This window comes from Filimonas effusa (assembly GCF_004118675.1).
GTDB classification, from domain to species: domain Bacteria; phylum Bacteroidota; class Bacteroidia; order Chitinophagales; family Chitinophagaceae; genus Filimonas; species Filimonas effusa.
In genome coordinates this window covers 503,326-520,898 of sequence record NZ_SDHZ01000002.1, presented here as the reverse complement: position 1 = coordinate 520,898, position 17,573 = coordinate 503,326, and the positions used below count along the sequence as shown (strand labels likewise).

Genomic DNA, 17,573 nt, shown 5'->3' with positions numbered 1-17,573 from the left:
GACAAATAACCCGGGTAGCCGGCAAATGCCGGCGGTTGAAAGGCCAACCGGGTTAAAATGCACTGAAAGGCAGGCTTTTACAATAATCTGAACGATATTGCGGGTTGAATGAATGAAAACTAATGCTGTCTGATGATCTTTTTGATACCGACCCGCAGTTGTTGAACCGCGTGGTGAAAGGAGATGAAGCTGCGTTCCGCACGCTGTTTCACCAGTATTGGGATCATATCTATACCGTTGCTTTTACATTTACCAAGTCAGATACGCTATCGGAAGAACTGGTCCAGGATATTTTCCTCAAGATCTGGATAGGACGTGAGAAACTGGATGGGGTAGCTTCTTTCTCGAATTACTTGTTTATCGTCGCGCGGAATCATATCCTGAACCAGCTGCGAAAGAAGGTGTATGAAGTGCCCTTTCGCGAGCAGGTACTGGCCTACTTTGCCGCTGATGATAATCCCGAACAGTACGTACAAAACAGGCAGGTGGGTGAACTTGTAGAACGGGGAATTGCTTTATTGTCACCCCAACAACAGGCGGTATACCGCATGAGCCGGCAGCAGGGCATGAACCAGGACGAAATTGCCGCAGCCCTGGGTATTTCGGTAAGTACGGTAAAAACGCATATGAGCAAAGCTTTATATGCCTTGAGAGAATTCCTTAAATCGCATTCAGGTGATGCGGTCGGACTTATAGCGCTGTTATCGCATTTCTTGTAATTTTTTTTGTTTCACACTCATACCTGGCGCTTCCGGGTGTGTCTTTACTGGCAGATGAGTCATTCTGATCCTCAAATATTCGCGTTACTCTTGCGCCGTTACCTCAACGGTACATTGTCTGTTGAAGAAACCCGGCAGTTCCTGGCATTATTGCCGGAAGCGGAGCAAACAGCAGCGCTGGAGCATTCACTACAGGAAACGCTGGGTAATGCTGCTTACCGTGGATTGTCAGATCCGGGACGCGGGGAGATTGTTTTTGCCGGCATCATGCGTGCTGCCGCCCAGGCCAGGATAAGGCGTATAAGGCGTACCTGGTATGCCACAGTGGCTGCTGCTGTTTTGTTGCTGGCGGTAGCCGGCATTTACCAGCTGAATACGAAACAGGCAAATAAAGGGTTGACAGGAGTAGCTTCACTCCGGCACGATCTTCATCCGGGTAGCGACAGGGCAACGCTTACACTTGCTGACGGCTCTGCCGTACTGCTGGATGAAAAAGGTAATATGCTGATCGATGACCGTGCAGGCGCCGCATCTATCAGGCAACAGAATGGGCAGTTGAGCTACCAGGAAGCAGCCGCGAAAGACGCCGCTGCAAACGTCATTACTTATAATACGCTTACTACACCCAGGGGCGGTAAGTACCGGGTGCAATTGCCCGATGGTACAACAGTATGGCTGAATGCAGCTTCATCATTGCGTTATCCTACAGCATTTCACGGCGCGCAAAGGATGGTGGAATTAAGCGGTGAAGCTTATTTTGAAGTAGCTGCAAATGGTAGAATGCCTTTTATTGTATCTGTCAATAAAGAAAGTGCTGTAGAGGTGCTTGGCACTTCTTTCAATATCAATGCTTATCACGATGAACCGGGGCAAACGACTACCTTACTTTCGGGGACTGTGCGCGTGAAAGCCGCTGCGGCTAACAGTTTGCTGCAACCGGGACAACAGGCACAGGTGGTTACAGGAAAACCGATACAGGTATTGCAACATGTAAATACCCGCCAGGTAATTGCATGGAAAAATGGCATATTCGATTTCCAGGACCGAAAGCTGGCCGATGTAATGCGCCAGTTATCACGTTGGTATGATATAGAAGTTGTTTATGAGAAAGACATTCCCGACATAGAATTCTTTGGAGAAATGGGAACCAACCTAAACCTGTCACAGGCATTGAAAATGCTGGAGAAAACAGGCGTTAAATTCAGAATGGATGGACAAAGGAAACTTGTGGTGATGCCATCATAAAAAACCGCTCCGGCTCGCGACCGGAACGGCAATTTAGTTGGCTAATCTCTAAATATAGTCACGCAAGAGTGCTTATTAATTAACCAAAACTGTTACAAAGGTATGCTATTTCGAATTCCTTGTAACCGGTCTTCCCATGCCGCTACTCCTGGCAGGCAGGAGCTTAAGGGTGTTTACCCCAGCGCAGGAAACCGGTTCGTCATCCAAATGATGCGCGTTATGAAACTAACTGCTGTATTGGTAATCCTGGCAACCCTGCACGTAAGCGCAAAAGGGGTATCGCAGGTCGTCAGTTTTAAAGGGAAAAATGTATCTCTGGAAGCTGCGTTTTCCGAAATTAAAACGCAAACCGGTTACCTGGTGATCGGTAATAAGAAATTGCTCAAAGAAGCAAAACTGGTAACCTTGTCTGCTGAAAAGATGCCCTTGAAAGATTTCCTGGAGCTGCTTTTCCGCAACCAGTCATTGCAATACGAAATAGAAGAACAAACCATCATTTTGTCTCCTAAACCGGTAAAAGCAATGCCGCTGGAAGCTGCTGCCTATGTGATGGCAGCAACGCCTCCGCCGCCTGCCGATGTCACAGGCTTCTTGTTAAGGGAAGATGGCGCGGCTCCATTGAGCGGAGCCAATATAACAGTAAAAGGTACTACAAGAGCCGTTGCCACCGACAATAACGGGCGTTTTAGTATCAGAGCCAATATAGGCGACATACTGATTATTTCATATGTTGGCTTCACTACCAGAGAACTTTCCGTTAACAAGGCGAACCTCGGCGCTATCTACCTCGCAGCGTCAGCCAATCAGCTCGATGAAACTGTAGTAATGGCTTATGGCACCACCTCAAGAAGATATAATACCGGTAACATCGTAAAAGTGAGTAGCGATGAAATTGCAAAACAACCTGTTACCAACGTGCTTCAGGCCTTGCAGGGACGCATGCCTGGTGTATTCATTAACCAGAGCAATGGCTTGCCAGGTGCCGGCTTTAACGTACAGATCCGTGGATTGAATTCATTGACCATGGGCGTATTGCCATTGTATGTTGTAGATGGTATTCCTTTTGTTGCAGAACCTATTAACGTGCAGTCGAGAGCCAATCCTAACAGCACCTCAACACCCGTATTGCCTTCCGCTGAAGGAAATACCAGCCCGCTTAACAGCATCAATCCCGCCGATATAGAAAGCATAGAAGTATTGAAAGATGCAGATGCTACAGCTATTTACGGTTCCCGCGGCGCCAATGGTGTAGTATTGATTACAACCAAAAAAGGGAAGGCAGGAAAAACAAAGCTCAATATGAACGTGAATACCGCCTGGTCTAATGTGGCGAAGTTTGTAGACCTGTTAGGTACAGAGGAATATCTCGCTTTACGTAAACAGGGGTTCTCCAACTGGGGACAAACGCCTACTGCTGCAACCGCACCAGACCTGCTCGTATGGGATCAGAACGGCTATACCGATTTCCAGAAATTGTTCCTGGGTAATACCGCCCGCACAACAGAAGCAACAGCAGGTGTATCAGGTGGCACCGACTATTCCAACTTCCTGTTGAGCGGCACTTATCACGATGAAACGAATATTTATCCCGGCGCACAGGGTTATAAACGTATGTCGGCAAAACTCAGCGTCAATCATATGTCGCCCGACCGTAAACTGGCAATAGGTGCCAGCGTCATGTACCTGGCCGATAAGAATAATATCTCTACTACCGACCTCGCTACATGGGCGTATAGCCTGCCTCCAAACTATCCCTTATACAATGCCGATGGAAGCCTGTACTGGCTCGATGGTTCGGGTAAAGCCAATCCGCTTGGCTACCTGAATATAGCAAATGACAACCGGACCTCTAACCTCATGGCTAATGTCAATGTGAAATACACGCTTTTAAAAGGACTCGACTTTAAAACAAGCGTAGGTTTTAACAGGCTGGATATGGAACAAACGGCCAAACGCCCTATGTCCGCGCAAGACCCAAGTGTGTCTACAAATACCGCATCTGCAAGTTATTCTTATAATGTAACCCATAACTATATCGTAGAACCACAACTAACCTATAAACGCCCGGTATGGAAAGGTACGCTCGAAGCATTGGTAGGAGGTACATGGCAATACCGGAAATCACGCATGCCCTATTATATGCTGGCATCAGGTTTCCCTTCCGATGACGCACTTTCAAATCCAAACTCCGCAACAACAATTTCTGTCACCACCGGGTCTCAGGATTATAAATACGCATCTTTGTTTGGTCGCCTCAACTATAACCTCCAGAATAAATATTTACTGAACCTGGTTGTAAGAAGAGATGGCTCGTCCCGCTTTGGGCCCGGTAGGAAATTCGGTAATTTCTCTTCCCTGGGAGCAGGCTGGATCTTTACGGAAGAAAAGGCTGTCCGCAACATGCTGCCATGGCTAAGTTTCGGTAAACTGCGCGCAAGTTATGGCTGGACCGGTAATGACAACATTGCCAATTACAGCTATCTGCAAACTTATAGCACCAACAGTTATGTTTACAACGGAAATGCAGGGTTGATCCCCGCAAGAATAGCCAATAATCTTACGGCTTGGGAGCGTACTAAGAAAATGGAGTTTGCATTGGAAGCAGGTGTGCTTAATGACAGGATCCTGTTGTCTGCTGTGTATTTCAGGAACCGTACCGATAATCAGCTGATCAACCAGAGCATCAGCGCGCAGGCCGGGTTTACCTCATTCCAATCTAATCTGCCCGCACTGGTGCAGAATAAAGGATGGGAATTTAGCCTGAACACCACCAACATTAAAACGAAAACATTTAACTGGAACAGCTCCTTTAATATCAGCTTCCTGGATAATAAAATGGTATCGTTCCCCAATATCGAAAAGAGTAGCTATTATACTTCTTATGTCGTGGGTAATCCTATCTCTGCTTATTATATGTATAAGTACACCGGTATCAGCGAAACGACAGGGCTGCCAACATTTGAAGACTTTAACAAGGACAATAGCATCTCTACAGGATTTGCAGCTACCGGTCGGGGCGATCGTTACCTCGTAGGTTCTCAACTGCCTAAATTTTATGGAGGATTGAATAACAGCTTTTCCTACAAGGGCGTGTCATTGGATGTAATGTTCCAGTTCGTGAATCGTAAAGTGCGCAGCTTGCTGGCTTCGTCCTTCTATCCGCCGGGATATGACTATAACGCGTCTGCACAGGTAATGCACGACTACCTGGCATTGGGCAACCCCGCCAAACTCGTTACTGCTCTTGGAAGAACGCCCGTAGAAGCAAGGAATGCTTATCTGGCTTATACCAACTATACAGGCTCTGACGCATCGGTTGTAGACGGTTCCTTTGTAAGGCTCAAAAATGTAAGCCTTTCTTATACCATTCCTGCTAAAATCGCAGCCAAAGCCAAAATGCAGCAGGTGCGTGTATATGTACAGGGACAAAACCTGTTGACCTTTACCGGTTACCAGGGGTATGATCCTGAATCTGCTTCCGTTGGAACACCACCTTTGAGAACCTTTTCTACAGGTATTCAAATCACATTCTAAACTGCTTATATGTTCAGATCTAATATATTTCTAAAGACTACGATGGTCGCGGCAATAGTAGCCGTAACAGGTTGCTCTAAACTCGTGGAAATTGATCCGCCGGTTAATGAAACTTCAGCAGCGTTGGTATATAAATCAGACCGCACAGCCAAAGCTGCTGTGAGCGGTCTATATTCAACGCTATCACAAAGTTTATCACAAAATACCGGCCTTACAATCTACAATGCTGTCGCCGCCGATGAGATGCAGTATTTGGGCGTGGCTTCACCTTATACCGACCTATACGCAAATGAGCAGGATCCTACATTAACTTCAGCTTCCAATAGTTTCTTCACAGATTTCTATGCTGCTATATACAAAGCTAATAGTATTATAGAGGGACTCACAACCATCGAAGGCACCAGCGCCGCTGTAAAAAAGCAGTTGCTGGCCGAAACGCGCTTCCTGCGTGCTTACTCATTTTTTTACCTGGTGAATATCTTCGGCGATGTGCCCCTGGTTACAATGACCGATCCCAATGTGTCGGCCTACCTGCCGCGTACTGCCGCCGCCGATGTGTATAAAATAATTATCAGCGACCTTATCCAGGCGCGTGACGATTTGGGTACCGACTATTCAACCAGTTCAGGAAGTCGCCTCGCGCCCAATAAGTACGCAGCCGCTGCCTTACTGGCAAGAGTTTATTTGTTCACCGGCAATTATGAAGCTGCTATCGAAAACGCAACACTCGTACTCGACAATAAAACCCTTTATAATCTCATTCCAACCGCATCCATCGGCACAGGTGTGTTTGTAAAAGATAGCAAGGAAACGATCTTTCAGTTCGGTCCTGCATTAAGTGCTAATAACGTTTATGTTGCGGAAACAGGAACGTTGCTGCCCGCTTCTTATACGGCAGCCAGTATTACATTCAAATTGCAACCTGCATTATGGGCCCAGTTCGCCGCCAATGATGCACGCCGTAAATGGGTAAAAGATACAGTGGTAGGTGGACAGTCGTACCAGTTTGCTTTCAAGTACAAGTATCGCACAAATGCGCTGGCAGTAGCTGCCGGCGTTACAGAATATCCTGTTGTGCTGCGTTTGAGCGAACAGTACCTTATCCGCGCCGAAGCACGCGCAAGAAGTGCTAAAAGCGGTGCCGCAGATGATCTGAATGTTGTGCGAAGCAGAGCCGGATTATCAGCTATTACTTCTGCAGATAATACTGTATTGCTCGATGAAATTGGAAAGGAGAACAGGAGAGAGTTTTTCTGTGAGCTTGGCCACCGCTGGTTTACGCTAAAACGTACCGGCGAAATAGATGCAGTCATGAAAGCGCTCAAACCTTCATCCTGGCAGTCAACCGATGCATTATATCCCATTCCGCAGGCCTCCAGGGATGCCAATCCCAACCTCACGCAGAACCTGGGTTACAGAAATTAAAACATACCATTTATTTAATAACGATGTATAAAGGATTCATGAAAAACCGCTCTTATCGTGGGATGGCGGCAGTGGCAGTATTGCCGCTGCTGGCCGCATCCTGTGCTGTTCTGAAAGGAAAAAAAACAACAACAAAGGCCGCAACGCCGGTAGTGGTAGTAAAGCCCGATTCTGTAAAGAGTGCAGTAAAACCTTATAAAGAGGTCGTTACCTCAAAGGCCGTTACTCAAAAAGGCTTGTTCACTGTTCACCAGTTAGACTCTAAGTATTTGTTTGAGCTGGCAGATAGTATCCTGGGACGCGATATCCTGGTAGTTACCCGCTTGAGTAAATCCACACCGGGTGCAGGTAATTTTGGTGGTGAGGAGCTGAATGAACAGGTGGTCCGCTGGGAGAAAGGGCCTGCCAATAACGTCTTCCTGCGTATCATCACCCTTATCAGTACTGCCGACTCTACTAACCAGATCTATAAAGCAGTCGAGAACTCAAATCTTTATCCTATCGCCGCCGCTTTCGATATAAAAGCAAAAGGTAAGGATGATAACGGGGTTGTAATAGATGTTACCGATTTCCTGAAAGGCGATAATGTGGTGCTGGCATTTACGCCCGCAGCCAAGCGCGCTTACAGCCTTACAATGCTGGCTGCCGACAGAAGCTATATTTCAAGTGTGCGTTCCTTTCCCATCAATACGGAGGTGCGTTCCATTAAAACTTACCAGGGAGCTCCACCCGCTGAAAGGGCAGGGCTGCCGGGCATCAGCGCCGCAGGGGCCGTTACGCTGGAATTGAATAACTCTTTCATCCTGCTCCCGAAAACACCGATGAAGAAACGTTATTTCGATTATCGCGTAGGTTACTTTGCAAGCGACTATAACCTGTTTGGCGACGACCAGCAGAAAGCGGAAACGGAAACTTATATTCATCGCTGGCGGCTCGAGCCCCGCGCAGAAGATCTGGAAAAATGGAAACGCGGAGAACTGGTAGAACCGGCAAAGCCCATTGTCTACTATATCGATCCCGCAACGCCAAAAAAATGGCGCCCATATCTCATTGCCGGTATCAACGACTGGAGTAAGGCTTTTGAACGTGCAGGCTTCAAAAATGCGATCTCCGGTAAAGAATGGCCTGAGAACGATACAACAATGAGCCTGGAAGATGCACGCTTCTCCGTAATCCGCTATTATGCCGCAACGATAGAAAATGCATATGGGCCTAATGTGGCCGATCCGCGCAGCGGCGAGATCATCGAGAGCCATGTGGGCTGGTACCATAATGTGATGAAGCTGGTGCACGATTGGTATATGACACAGGCCGCTGCTATTGATCCGGGAGCACGTAAGATGGTGTTCGACGATACCTTGATGGGGCAACTGATCCGTTTTGTTTCTTCTCATGAAATAGGACATACACTGGGCTTACGTCATAACATGGGCGCCAGCAGTGCCACGCCTGTTGAAAAGCTGCGCGATAAAGCCTGGGTCGAAGAACATGGACATACAGCCTCTATCATGGACTATGCACGTTTTAACTATGTAGCACAGCCGGAAGATAATATTGGCCATGCCGGTATCTTTCCCCGCATCAATGATTACGATAAATGGGCGATACAATGGGGATACACGCCTATTCCCGATGCGGCAACAGGTAAAGAGGAATTGCCTGTACTTAACAAATGGATCAAAGATAGTTTAAGTGTAAACCCCCGCTTATGGTTCAGCGGAGAAGGTAAAGATTACGATCCGCGTTCTCAGTCCGAAGACCTCGGCGACAACAGTATGAAAGCTGGCGAGTACGGTATGAAGAACCTGAAGCGTATTGTACCCCATTTGATAGAATGGACGCGTGAGAAAGACGGTGATGATTATACCAATCTTACTGAAATGTACAAGAGTGTTCTGAATCAGCGCGACCGTTACCTCGGACATGTTTTAAAGAACCTGGCTGGCGTTCCGCAAACTGCAAAAAGCGTAGATCAGGCGGGCGCTATTTATACGTATACGCCGCGCCTGGTTCAGAAAGAAGCTGTGGCTTTCCTGTGCAGGCATGTTTTGGAAACCCAAACCTGGCTGCTGGATACTTCTATCCTGAACAGGATCAACAACCCGGCCCTGGGCGATCCGTTGTCGGAAAGTCAAACGACAATGCTAATGCTCATGATGTCGGGAGGCAGGCTTACCAGGCTTGAAGAACAGGTGAACCGTTTCCGCGATCCGGGTATGTACACCCCCGAAGAGTTGCTGTCTGATATTGAAGCTGCTTTATGGACAGAGTTGCGCAGCGGCAAGCCAATTGATTTTTACAGGAGGAAACTGCAACGTGCTTATGTCGAGAACCTGAAAGGATTGATAGATGCAAATGCGGTAAAGGGCGGCATAGCTGGCCTCATCGCTTCTATGTCTGCACAGCAGATGATGAACTCCGATATGAAATTCCTGGCTAAAGTGCACCTGGAAAAAGTACAGAAGATGATAGTGGCCGCCATTCCGGGCACGAAGGATACAATAAGCAGGCAACATCTGCAGTATATCCTGTATGGTGTCAATCAGTTTTTTGAAAATAAGAACAAATAAGATGAAGCATTTTTTTTGTGCGCTCTGCCTGTTGTTGCTAACCGGTGCTGCCTTACAGGCAGCGCCGGCAGCCGGTGCCCGGTATGCGATCAGGGGAAAGCTGCAGGGAATGGACACGGGGTGGGTGTATATCTCTTACCACTACCAGGAAACAGATCATATTGATTCAACACGTATAGCAGCCGGTAACTTTTTTATCAGCGCCCACCTTCCCGAGCCTTTGATGGTAACGATGAAATTATCCGGAAACCCCCAGCAGGTCTCTTTCCTGGCCGGTTATGATACGATCACTGTGCAGGCAGCAGCTTCACGGCTTTTCGATGCTGCCGTAAGCGGATCGCCCGAGCAGGATGCATGGATGAAATACAGGGAAGAATTTATGGCGAAGGTGCCGCGGCGTAATGGCCGCGATGATACCGCGTTTGTAAAGGCGCTGGAAAATCAGTCGGAAGCATACGTGCGGCAGTACAGCAATTGGCTGGGGGCAGCTATCGTTATATACGACAGGTTTATTTCGTACAAGGGCACCGAAAAAGCAAAGGTGCTGTACGAGGTACTCGATCCGGCGGTGAAGCAGTCTTATTACGGGCGTCGTATCGCTTATTACTTCGATGCGGGTATTCGTACCGCGTTAGGAGCGGTAGCGCCTGTGTTCAGGTTGCCCGATGCTGCAGGTGTGATGCGCGCGCTGCAGGAGTTCCGCGGTAAATACCTGCTGGTCGATTTCTGGGCAAGCTGGTGCCCGCCCTGCCGTAAGGAAAACCCGGAGTTGGTGAAAGCTTACCTAAAGTATAAGACGAAAGGATTTGATATCCTGGGCGTGTCGCTGGATAGCAATAAGCCGCAATGGCTGGCAGCAGTGGCAAAGGATGGACTGTTATGGACGCAGCTCTGTGATAGCAACGGTTATGATGGAGGTGTTACAGCATTGTACGGTATCAAAGCAGTGCCGCAGAATTTCCTGTTAGATAAAAATGGAAAGATCATAGCTAAAAACCTCAGGGGAGAACAATTGCAATTGACATTGCAGGCGATCCTGGGGCAATGATAGGGAAGGATAGGCTGCAGTAGTTGCCTGCGATACTAAGCCGCAAATAAAGAAACCTCCGGTGCCGCCGGTGGGCATTGAAACGAATGCTTTCGGGCGTTCGTTTTTTTTGACCCTATAAAATGAGGGATAAATATCTTTTAACCAATGACTAATGTCACTTCCTGTTAGCTGTATTAGTGCCAGTTTTGTATTAAAATCCAGGCGAAGTGAAATATATCATTATCGGTGCGGTTGCGGGGGGCGCCAGCACTGCTGCAAGGTTGAGAAGGATAAGTGAAGATGCTGAAATCATTATTTTCGAAAGAGGCCAATATATATCCTATGCCAACTGCGGTCTCCCTTATTACATCGGAGACGTTATCAAAGACCGTAATAAACTATTTGTACAAACAGCTACTTCTTTTGCCAATCGCTTCAAGGCCGATATCCGTATCAGAACGGAAGTGACAGCTATTGATGCCGAAGCAAAAACCGTTACGGCAGTGAACCTGATCACCGGAGAAGAATATACAGAAACGTATGATAAGCTGGTACTGGCTCCCGGTGCCAACCCTGTTCGCCCGAATATTCCCGGCGTAGATCAGGAAGGGATATTTACAGTACGTAGCGTTGCCGATACTGATTACATAAAAGCGTATATCGCTAAAAATGATATTGTCCGGGCCGTGGTTATCGGTGCCGGTTTTGTAGGATTGGAGATGGCCGACAACCTGAGCGCACTGGGCTTACAGGTGAGTCTTGTTGAAAAAACCTGCCAGGTATTACCCGCTGTTACTGATCCCCCGCTTGCTGCTATCGCCCAGCAGCATTTGCGGGAAAAAGGGGTGCTGCTGCACCTCGATACCGTTGTAACCAGCTTCAGGAAACGGGATGATCAGTTTGAGATAAAGCTGGAAGACGGAGAACTGCTGGAAGCAGATATCATCATTCTCGCCGTTGGCGCCAAACCTGATCTCTCACTGGCCGGAAAAGCCGGCTTAACAACGGGAAAGGCAGGCGGGATCCGCGTAAATGAATTTATGCAAACCTCCAACCCTTTCATCTATGCCGTAGGTGACGCTGTTGAATTCCCGCACCCCATTTCGGGACAGCCTGTTGTTTCATTGCTGGCAGGTCCTGCCAACAAACAGGGCCGCATCTGCGCCGATAACATGGTATGGGATAACCGGTATCCTTACAGGGGGGCTATTAATACCGCTATCGTGAAGCTTTTCGATCTTACCATCGGCGTGGCCGGGCTAACCTCAGGACAGTTGATGCGCAGTGGTATAAAACACCTGGTTTCTGTGACGCATGGTAATTCTCACGCAGGCTATTATCCCGGTGCACAGCTGTTGACCATACAAATTGTATTTTCTCCGGAAGACGGGCAACTGCTGGGGGCACAGGTGGTTGGCGCCGATGGGGTTGACAAACGATTGGATATACTGGCTACCGTTATAAAACATAAAGGCACGATCTACGATCTCATGGAAGTGGAACATGCCTACGCGCCTCCTTTTTCTTCTGCAAAGGATCCGGTGAATATGGCTGGTTTTGCAGCTGAGAATATCCTTAAAGGCCGCGCCAGGGTTATGCAATGTACCGAGGTGGAAACACTGCCCGAAGATGCTACACTGATAGATGTAAGAACCGAAGCGGAACATCAGTGCGGTACCATCGCCGGCGCTATCAATATTCCTTTGGATAATTTGCGGCTGCAGCTGGAAGAGCTGCCCCGCGACAAAACAATTTATATCTTTTGTCAGCAGGGCATGCGTGGTTATCTGGCGCAGCGTATTCTTATTCAGAATGGCTTCCGTGATGTGATCAATATCTGCGGCGGCTACTATTTATGGAAAGCCTATCACGACGCTTTACAGTTACCAGGTGAGGTGAGCCACGAAAGGCAGATGGTCTGATTCGTAGTTACGGCTGGTTAATACTTCTTCGTTTTTTACCCTGAAAGCATTGCGCGTATAGAGAATATAGTCTATGCGCCGCACAGGCTTCAATACAGGGATAGTGGGTTCCTGTTTGGAAGAGGCGTCCTGCAATACGTTGTAGAGCTGTTGAATAGCTGCTTTTTCATTTGTAGAGTTCAGGTCGCCGCCCATGATAAAAGGAACGGCAAGTTTAGCTGCAAAGCCGGCGATCGCCTTTGTTTGCAGAATCCTGTTCTCTTCTTTGCTTACGTCGAGATGGGTACATCCGAAATAGATGTCCTTGTTTTTCGGCAGGGTGATCTTTACAACTGCCAGCACCCTGTCTTCCCCCGTAAAGCCTTCGATCTTTGGAAGCTGAACCGTTTGCATGTCACGGATGGGATAGCGCGACAGAATTCCAACGCCATAACTGCCACCCTGGTAGGAGATCGCTTTGGCGAAATAATAATACATATTCAGTTTCTCTGCCAGCAACTTAAGCTGGAAGCTGTTGCCTGAACGGATCACAGCACTATCCAGCTCCTGGATTGCAACGAGATCAGCCTTGGCGTTACGAATAACTGCCGCTATCGTGTCGAGGTCAATATGTTCCTTTTCCCTTGAAGGAGGATTGGCGTGATGAATGTTATAGGTCATAACGATAACACCGTTACTGCCTGCGTTGTATTTACGCTGCTCCGCTGATAAAGAGCCGCTGTGATGCTGTAGTTTTTGGTGTGTTGCCGCCGCAATGATTTGCCCGTTCTGCGCCAACACAGCGCTATAGCCTGCTATAAGAAGCAGCAGGCTATAGCTGACATATAAAATGGTTCTGATCATTATTGCTATGGATTATAATTTAAGATAGAAACGGGATTGAATTTGGTCCTGTTGTCTCCGTCCGGCACTTTAATGTCAAGGGTAAGCGTGGCGCCGGTACTGGTTTTGGTAAAGTCTTTTACTATAACGATGCCGAAAGCCTGGTTATTGATAGGGCTGAATTGCCCCCATCCGATAATGAAGCCTTGCGTGGTGGAAAAGCTGTTGTTATAACGACGGTTGGTCGTATAGAAATTGTAGTTTTCCTTGTTCTTTACAGCAGTATCCAGGAAGTTCATCATATCGCCGTCCCATTCAAGGTTGTTGAATACAACCGGTGTAAGTGAGGCCCTGTTGGTGCTCACCATTGTATACGGCGCTTTATTGAAGCCAACCATATAAGGTTGTACTGCGTTCTTATAGGCGGTGCCGGCATCGAAGATGGATGGAGCCATGAGACGGTAGTCGCCGTCCGCATATTTGGCAAAGAGAAGATCCATCATTGTTTGAACGGGCGCTGCATTGGTGATATCAAAAACATTCGGAGTTTGATAGGCCGAAAACCAGTTGTTTTTGCCGGCGCCGATCTCTGACGAAAGCTTCACATCCCTGAATACTTTCAGTTTTGAATAAACTTTGCTGACGTTGAACTCCGCTGTTTTGGTTTTGTTACCGGCATTATGGCCCGTAATGCGAATGGCTTGCGCTCCTTTGGTACCCGCGTAAGAAACACTGAACGTGAATTCGTCAGCTGGTGTGCCAATTGCTACAGGCATTTCGCTGCCGTAGCTTCCGTTTGTTTTTACAGCATAAGTAAGGTTGGTAACGGCGGAGCCGGAGAAGATGGTGCCTGAAAGGGTATTGTCGATGCCTGCGTACACTACCGGTACATTGGTCTGGCTGTTGGCGAGTGTAACAATAACGTCGTCATCGACAACGGTTCCGATCTTGAACGTGTCAACACCCAGGCCATTATACTGGTTCACTGCTTTAACGATGATGGCGGAGAGGTTTTTACCTGCCACCAGTTTTACTGCAAAAGGCATGTTCTTATTTGTAATGGCAATACTGTTCTCTCCTGAGAGAACACCGTTGATCACTGTTTGGTAAGATAACGATTTCAGGTCAAATTCTGAAGTGATGTTGCCTTCGATGGTGAGGTTCTTGTTTTCAAAAACAGACTCGCGGAAGCGGATATTGTCTTTAAAAGTGAGTATGGGAGAATGCCTGATATTCTCGGGTTTAATATGAACTTCGGCATGACGGTGCGCTTTATCGAAAGAAGTGATGACGAGTTCTGAGAAGTTTTCTGCTACTGTGAAGGTGATGGTTTGATCGAGCGTTGTCGGGTAATCTGTTTTGTCTACAGTTGCCGGGGTGCCGGCAGTGGTGCCGTTGGCGTTACGGGTAACGAAGTACCAGGCCAGGCGTTTAATGCCGGCAGCAGCGCTTACCTTGACCTTAAGATTAACGACATCACCTACGTTGAGGCCTTCAACGTGTTCAAAATTGTCGCCTACTGTTATCACCGGCGGAGTTACCGGCGAATCATTCTTTTTACAACCGGTTGCCACCATTGCAAATGCGAAGCAGGCTATAAGGATTAATCTGAGTTTCATAATCTTATCTGTTAATTTTCAGTTCAGAGATTACCGGCAGATGGTCCGATGCATATGTTTCGTTGATCACATTATGTGAGTTAACGGTAAATGCAGTGGCAGGACGGAAAGCCAGGTAGTCGATAAGTGTGTTGGGACTTTGTGCGCTATAGGTATTGGAACAGCCGCTTGTACAGGTACGTGTGAAGCCCGCATCAAAGGCCGTAATGAAATCCGTTGCAGATGGATTGGCGTTCATATCGCCGCCGATGAGTACGGGTTGTTTGATGCCTGCCATAACACTGTTGATCTCATTTATCTGGGCCACCCTGCTGGTGGCGCTGTTGTGCTGCAGGTGTGTTACCGCCGCCACCAATGAATCAACACCCGGAAGATCTACTACAGCCAGGCCCAGTACCCGTTGTTCGTGATCGGGCTGCTCTTTGGGCAGGTAGTATTTTCTGATCGACTTCAGCGGGTATTTCGAAAGGATGGCAACGCCATACAGTCCTCTCAGATAGGAAATAGAAGAAAAGAAGCTGTAGTTCATTTTAGTGAGCCCGGCAATGGCGGCTGCCTGGTCTCCGCTGTATTTATTTCTGCCGGTGTTTTTATCTACTTCCTGGAGAAATACAATGTCGGGATTGGCATCGGTGATCACTTTCGCAATAGCCTTGATGTCTGTGGAATCCGGCTGTGAGGGCGGATTGGCAGCATGTATGTTATAGGTCATATAACGGATAGTGCTGAGCTTTTGATCGGCGTCGTTATTATTGCCGTAGGTAGTGCTGTTACTGCTCAGCTCTATTTGTGTCGCCGGTCCATTGGGCATGTAGGGATCTTTGTTGCATGCTGCCAGTAATGGTAGTAGGATATAGAATAATGACTTCTTGTTTATACGCATAAGGTATCGGTTCGTTTATTTCCAGTTGGGATTCTGTGACAGGTTCTTGTTCAGGGCTATTTGACCTGCAGGAATTGGCCAGAGATAATCCCGGTCTTCGTTGAATACTTTAGTGATATTTTTGAGTACCAGAATGTTGCCTTTGGTTCCTTCGGTGAGGTCACTAACCGGCACCTGGTAATAGCTGGCATCAGCGGGTTTGTTACCTGCATATACCTGGAGATCGGTTGAGCCGTTTTTGTCGAGATCATACAGCCCTGCCCCCGGGAAATAGGCGCCGCGGAATGGTTCAGCCACCAGGTGACCTTCTTTCCAGCGCATAAGATCCTCCCATCTCAGGTCATTCTCCATTACAAGTTCTACACGGCGCTCTCTCCTGATTTCGAGCAAAAGGCCTTTATTGGTGCTGCTGATGTTTTGGTACAATGCCGCCTGATAGGCATCAGGTTTCGTATTGGCATCTGTTATGATAAGATTAGGCATACCTACCCTGTCGCGCAAAAGTTTGATAGAAATATTGATGTCCTGCTGTGAAATGGTTCCGAGCTCCGCTTTGGCTTCTGCATAGTTGAGCAGTACTTCACCAAGACGGAAGAGAAGCAGGTCATTGACAGACTGTCCGCTGCCATCGTAAGCTATGATGTTCAGCCATTTGGTAGGCTGGTAACCTGTCATGGTCGTCTGGAAGTCGGGCGACAACACAGTGGTTTGACCTATACGGGTATAACCAGGCGTGCGGATGGTTTGGGCAAGCCTGGGATCACGGTTCTGGATCTCATTATAGAATTGCATGGTATCGTAGCCGGCTATGTCGGTGAAACGTGAGCCATCGGCCATGAGATAGCTGTTCACCAGTCTTTTTTCCAGGCCGGGTTTGCCCTGTGTACGTGAGGTCATATAAAACTGCAGACCATGCCTGATGTTAAGCTCTGCGGAATAGCGTCTGCCCAGGATCACTTCGTCTGCTACCGGGTCGATAGTAAGGGTAGCGAAAAGGTCCTGGTAAGGCTTGCCTGTGGGCCCGGTTGTTTTGGTATAAACCTGGTAAGCGCCGCTGTTCATAAGTGTTTCGGATGCCGATACACATTCGTTCAGGAATTTGTCGGCATCGGGCAGGTTAAACGCTGTATGGTATTTACGCCAGGTACCTTCGTAAAGGCAGATCCTGGATTTCAGCGCCAGCGCAGTATAGCGTGTGATACGCTCTACACTTTTAGTGGCCTCCAGTTTTTCGATGGCGAAGTTGATGTCGGCGAGAACAGAGTCCATGATAAGTGTACGCGGGTCTCTTGCTTTTTTAAGACTAATGCTGTCGCCGCTTTCAATGGCATGGTTGTACCAGGGCAGGTCGCCATACAGCTGCACTTTTTTGAAGTAGAACATGGCCCTGAAGAAACGTGCCAGGCCAAAGTATTTATCGCGCACTGTTACGTCCCTGTAGTTGATGGCATTCTGGCTGGTAAGCAGGAAGTTGATCGCCCTGAGATCATCCCAGTTCCATTTGGAATCTGTTTCCGGTAACAGGCGTGTGCCGGCTACTTCGGGATCAAGTGATGATTTTACAATGTTGTCGGCTGTTTCGCCAAAAACATCGGTACCGCCGGGAAGGAACGAATAGAACTGGTTTGTATAGATCTTGAAGTCATTTTCAGATGTAAAGAACGTGGGCGGCGATACTGTGGAAGTGGGATACCGTTCCAGGAAATCCTTATTACATGCAGTAAACAGGATAGTGGAAAAGAAGATCAGGTATATTTTTTTCATCCGTATGCTTTTTACTTTTTCGGTGATCGGATGGAACTTC

11 protein-coding genes are annotated in these 17,573 nt (G+C 47.8%); 7 read left to right on the top strand and 4 right to left on the bottom strand.

Translation table 11 applies throughout. From position 1 onward, the window contains the following. The first annotated feature begins 122 nt into the window (after positions 1-122). The 7 genes from ESB13_RS13415 (at position 123) to ESB13_RS13385 (ending at position 12,445) form a co-directional block, all read left to right on the top strand. A complete protein-coding gene (locus tag ESB13_RS13415) occupies positions 123-719 on the top strand; it encodes an RNA polymerase sigma factor (protein ID WP_129004097.1) in 597 nt (198 codons plus the stop codon). A gap of 54 nt (positions 720-773) precedes the next feature. Then, positions 774-1,964: a FecR family protein gene (locus ESB13_RS13410; protein WP_129004095.1), complete on the top strand. Its 1,191-nt coding sequence runs from the start codon at positions 774-776 to the stop codon at positions 1,962-1,964. A 102-nt stretch (positions 1,965-2,066) separates the two neighbouring features. After that, on the top strand, positions 2,067-5,498 hold the full coding sequence (locus ESB13_RS13405; RefSeq protein WP_129004093.1) for a SusC/RagA family TonB-linked outer membrane protein: 3,432 nt from the start codon (positions 2,067-2,069) through the stop codon (positions 5,496-5,498). Positions 5,499-5,507: 9 nt separating this feature from the next. After that, a complete protein-coding gene (locus ESB13_RS13400) occupies positions 5,508-6,923 on the top strand; it encodes a RagB/SusD family nutrient uptake outer membrane protein (RefSeq protein WP_129004091.1) in 1,416 nt (471 codons plus the stop codon). Positions 6,924-6,961: 38 nt separating this feature from the next. Further along, positions 6,962-9,493 (top strand): zinc-dependent metalloprotease, encoded by a 2,532-nt coding sequence (locus ESB13_RS13395; protein WP_220399674.1) that lies wholly within the window; start codon positions 6,962-6,964, stop codon positions 9,491-9,493. Position 9,494: 1 nt separating this feature from the next. Further along, the gene (locus tag ESB13_RS13390; protein WP_164974203.1) at positions 9,495-10,541 is read left to right on the top strand and encodes a TlpA disulfide reductase family protein; all 1,047 of its coding nucleotides are present in this window, start codon (positions 9,495-9,497) and stop codon (positions 10,539-10,541) included. A gap of 209 nt (positions 10,542-10,750) precedes the next feature. Beyond that, a complete protein-coding gene (locus tag ESB13_RS13385; protein ID WP_129004085.1) occupies positions 10,751-12,445 on the top strand; it encodes an FAD-dependent oxidoreductase in 1,695 nt (564 codons plus the stop codon). Here the strand turns inward: ESB13_RS13385 and ESB13_RS13380 are convergent. From ESB13_RS13380 to ESB13_RS13365, 4 genes are read right to left on the bottom strand one after another with little or no spacing between them, the layout of a single operon-like run. Further along, positions 12,407-13,288 carry an endonuclease/exonuclease/phosphatase family protein gene (locus tag ESB13_RS13380; RefSeq protein WP_129004083.1) on the bottom strand — a complete coding sequence of 294 codons (882 nt, stop codon included), beginning with the start codon at positions 13,286-13,288 and terminating at the stop codon, positions 12,407-12,409. The two genes, ESB13_RS13385 and ESB13_RS13380, sit on opposite strands and share 39 nt — an antisense overlap. Positions 13,289-13,293: 5 nt before the next feature. Continuing rightward, entirely contained in the window at positions 13,294-14,886 is a 1,593-nt protein-coding gene (locus ESB13_RS13375; RefSeq protein ID WP_129004081.1) for a hypothetical protein, read from the bottom strand. Between the two features lie 4 nt (positions 14,887-14,890). Next, positions 14,891-15,769, bottom strand: coding sequence for an endonuclease/exonuclease/phosphatase family protein (locus ESB13_RS13370; RefSeq protein ID WP_129004079.1), 879 nt, complete (start codon positions 15,767-15,769; stop codon positions 14,891-14,893). Positions 15,770-15,784: 15 nt separating this feature from the next. Then, complete coding sequence (locus ESB13_RS13365) at positions 15,785-17,533, bottom strand: RagB/SusD family nutrient uptake outer membrane protein (RefSeq protein WP_129004077.1); 1,749 nt, start codon at positions 17,531-17,533, stop codon at positions 15,785-15,787. Positions 17,534-17,573: the final 40 nt, after the last annotated feature.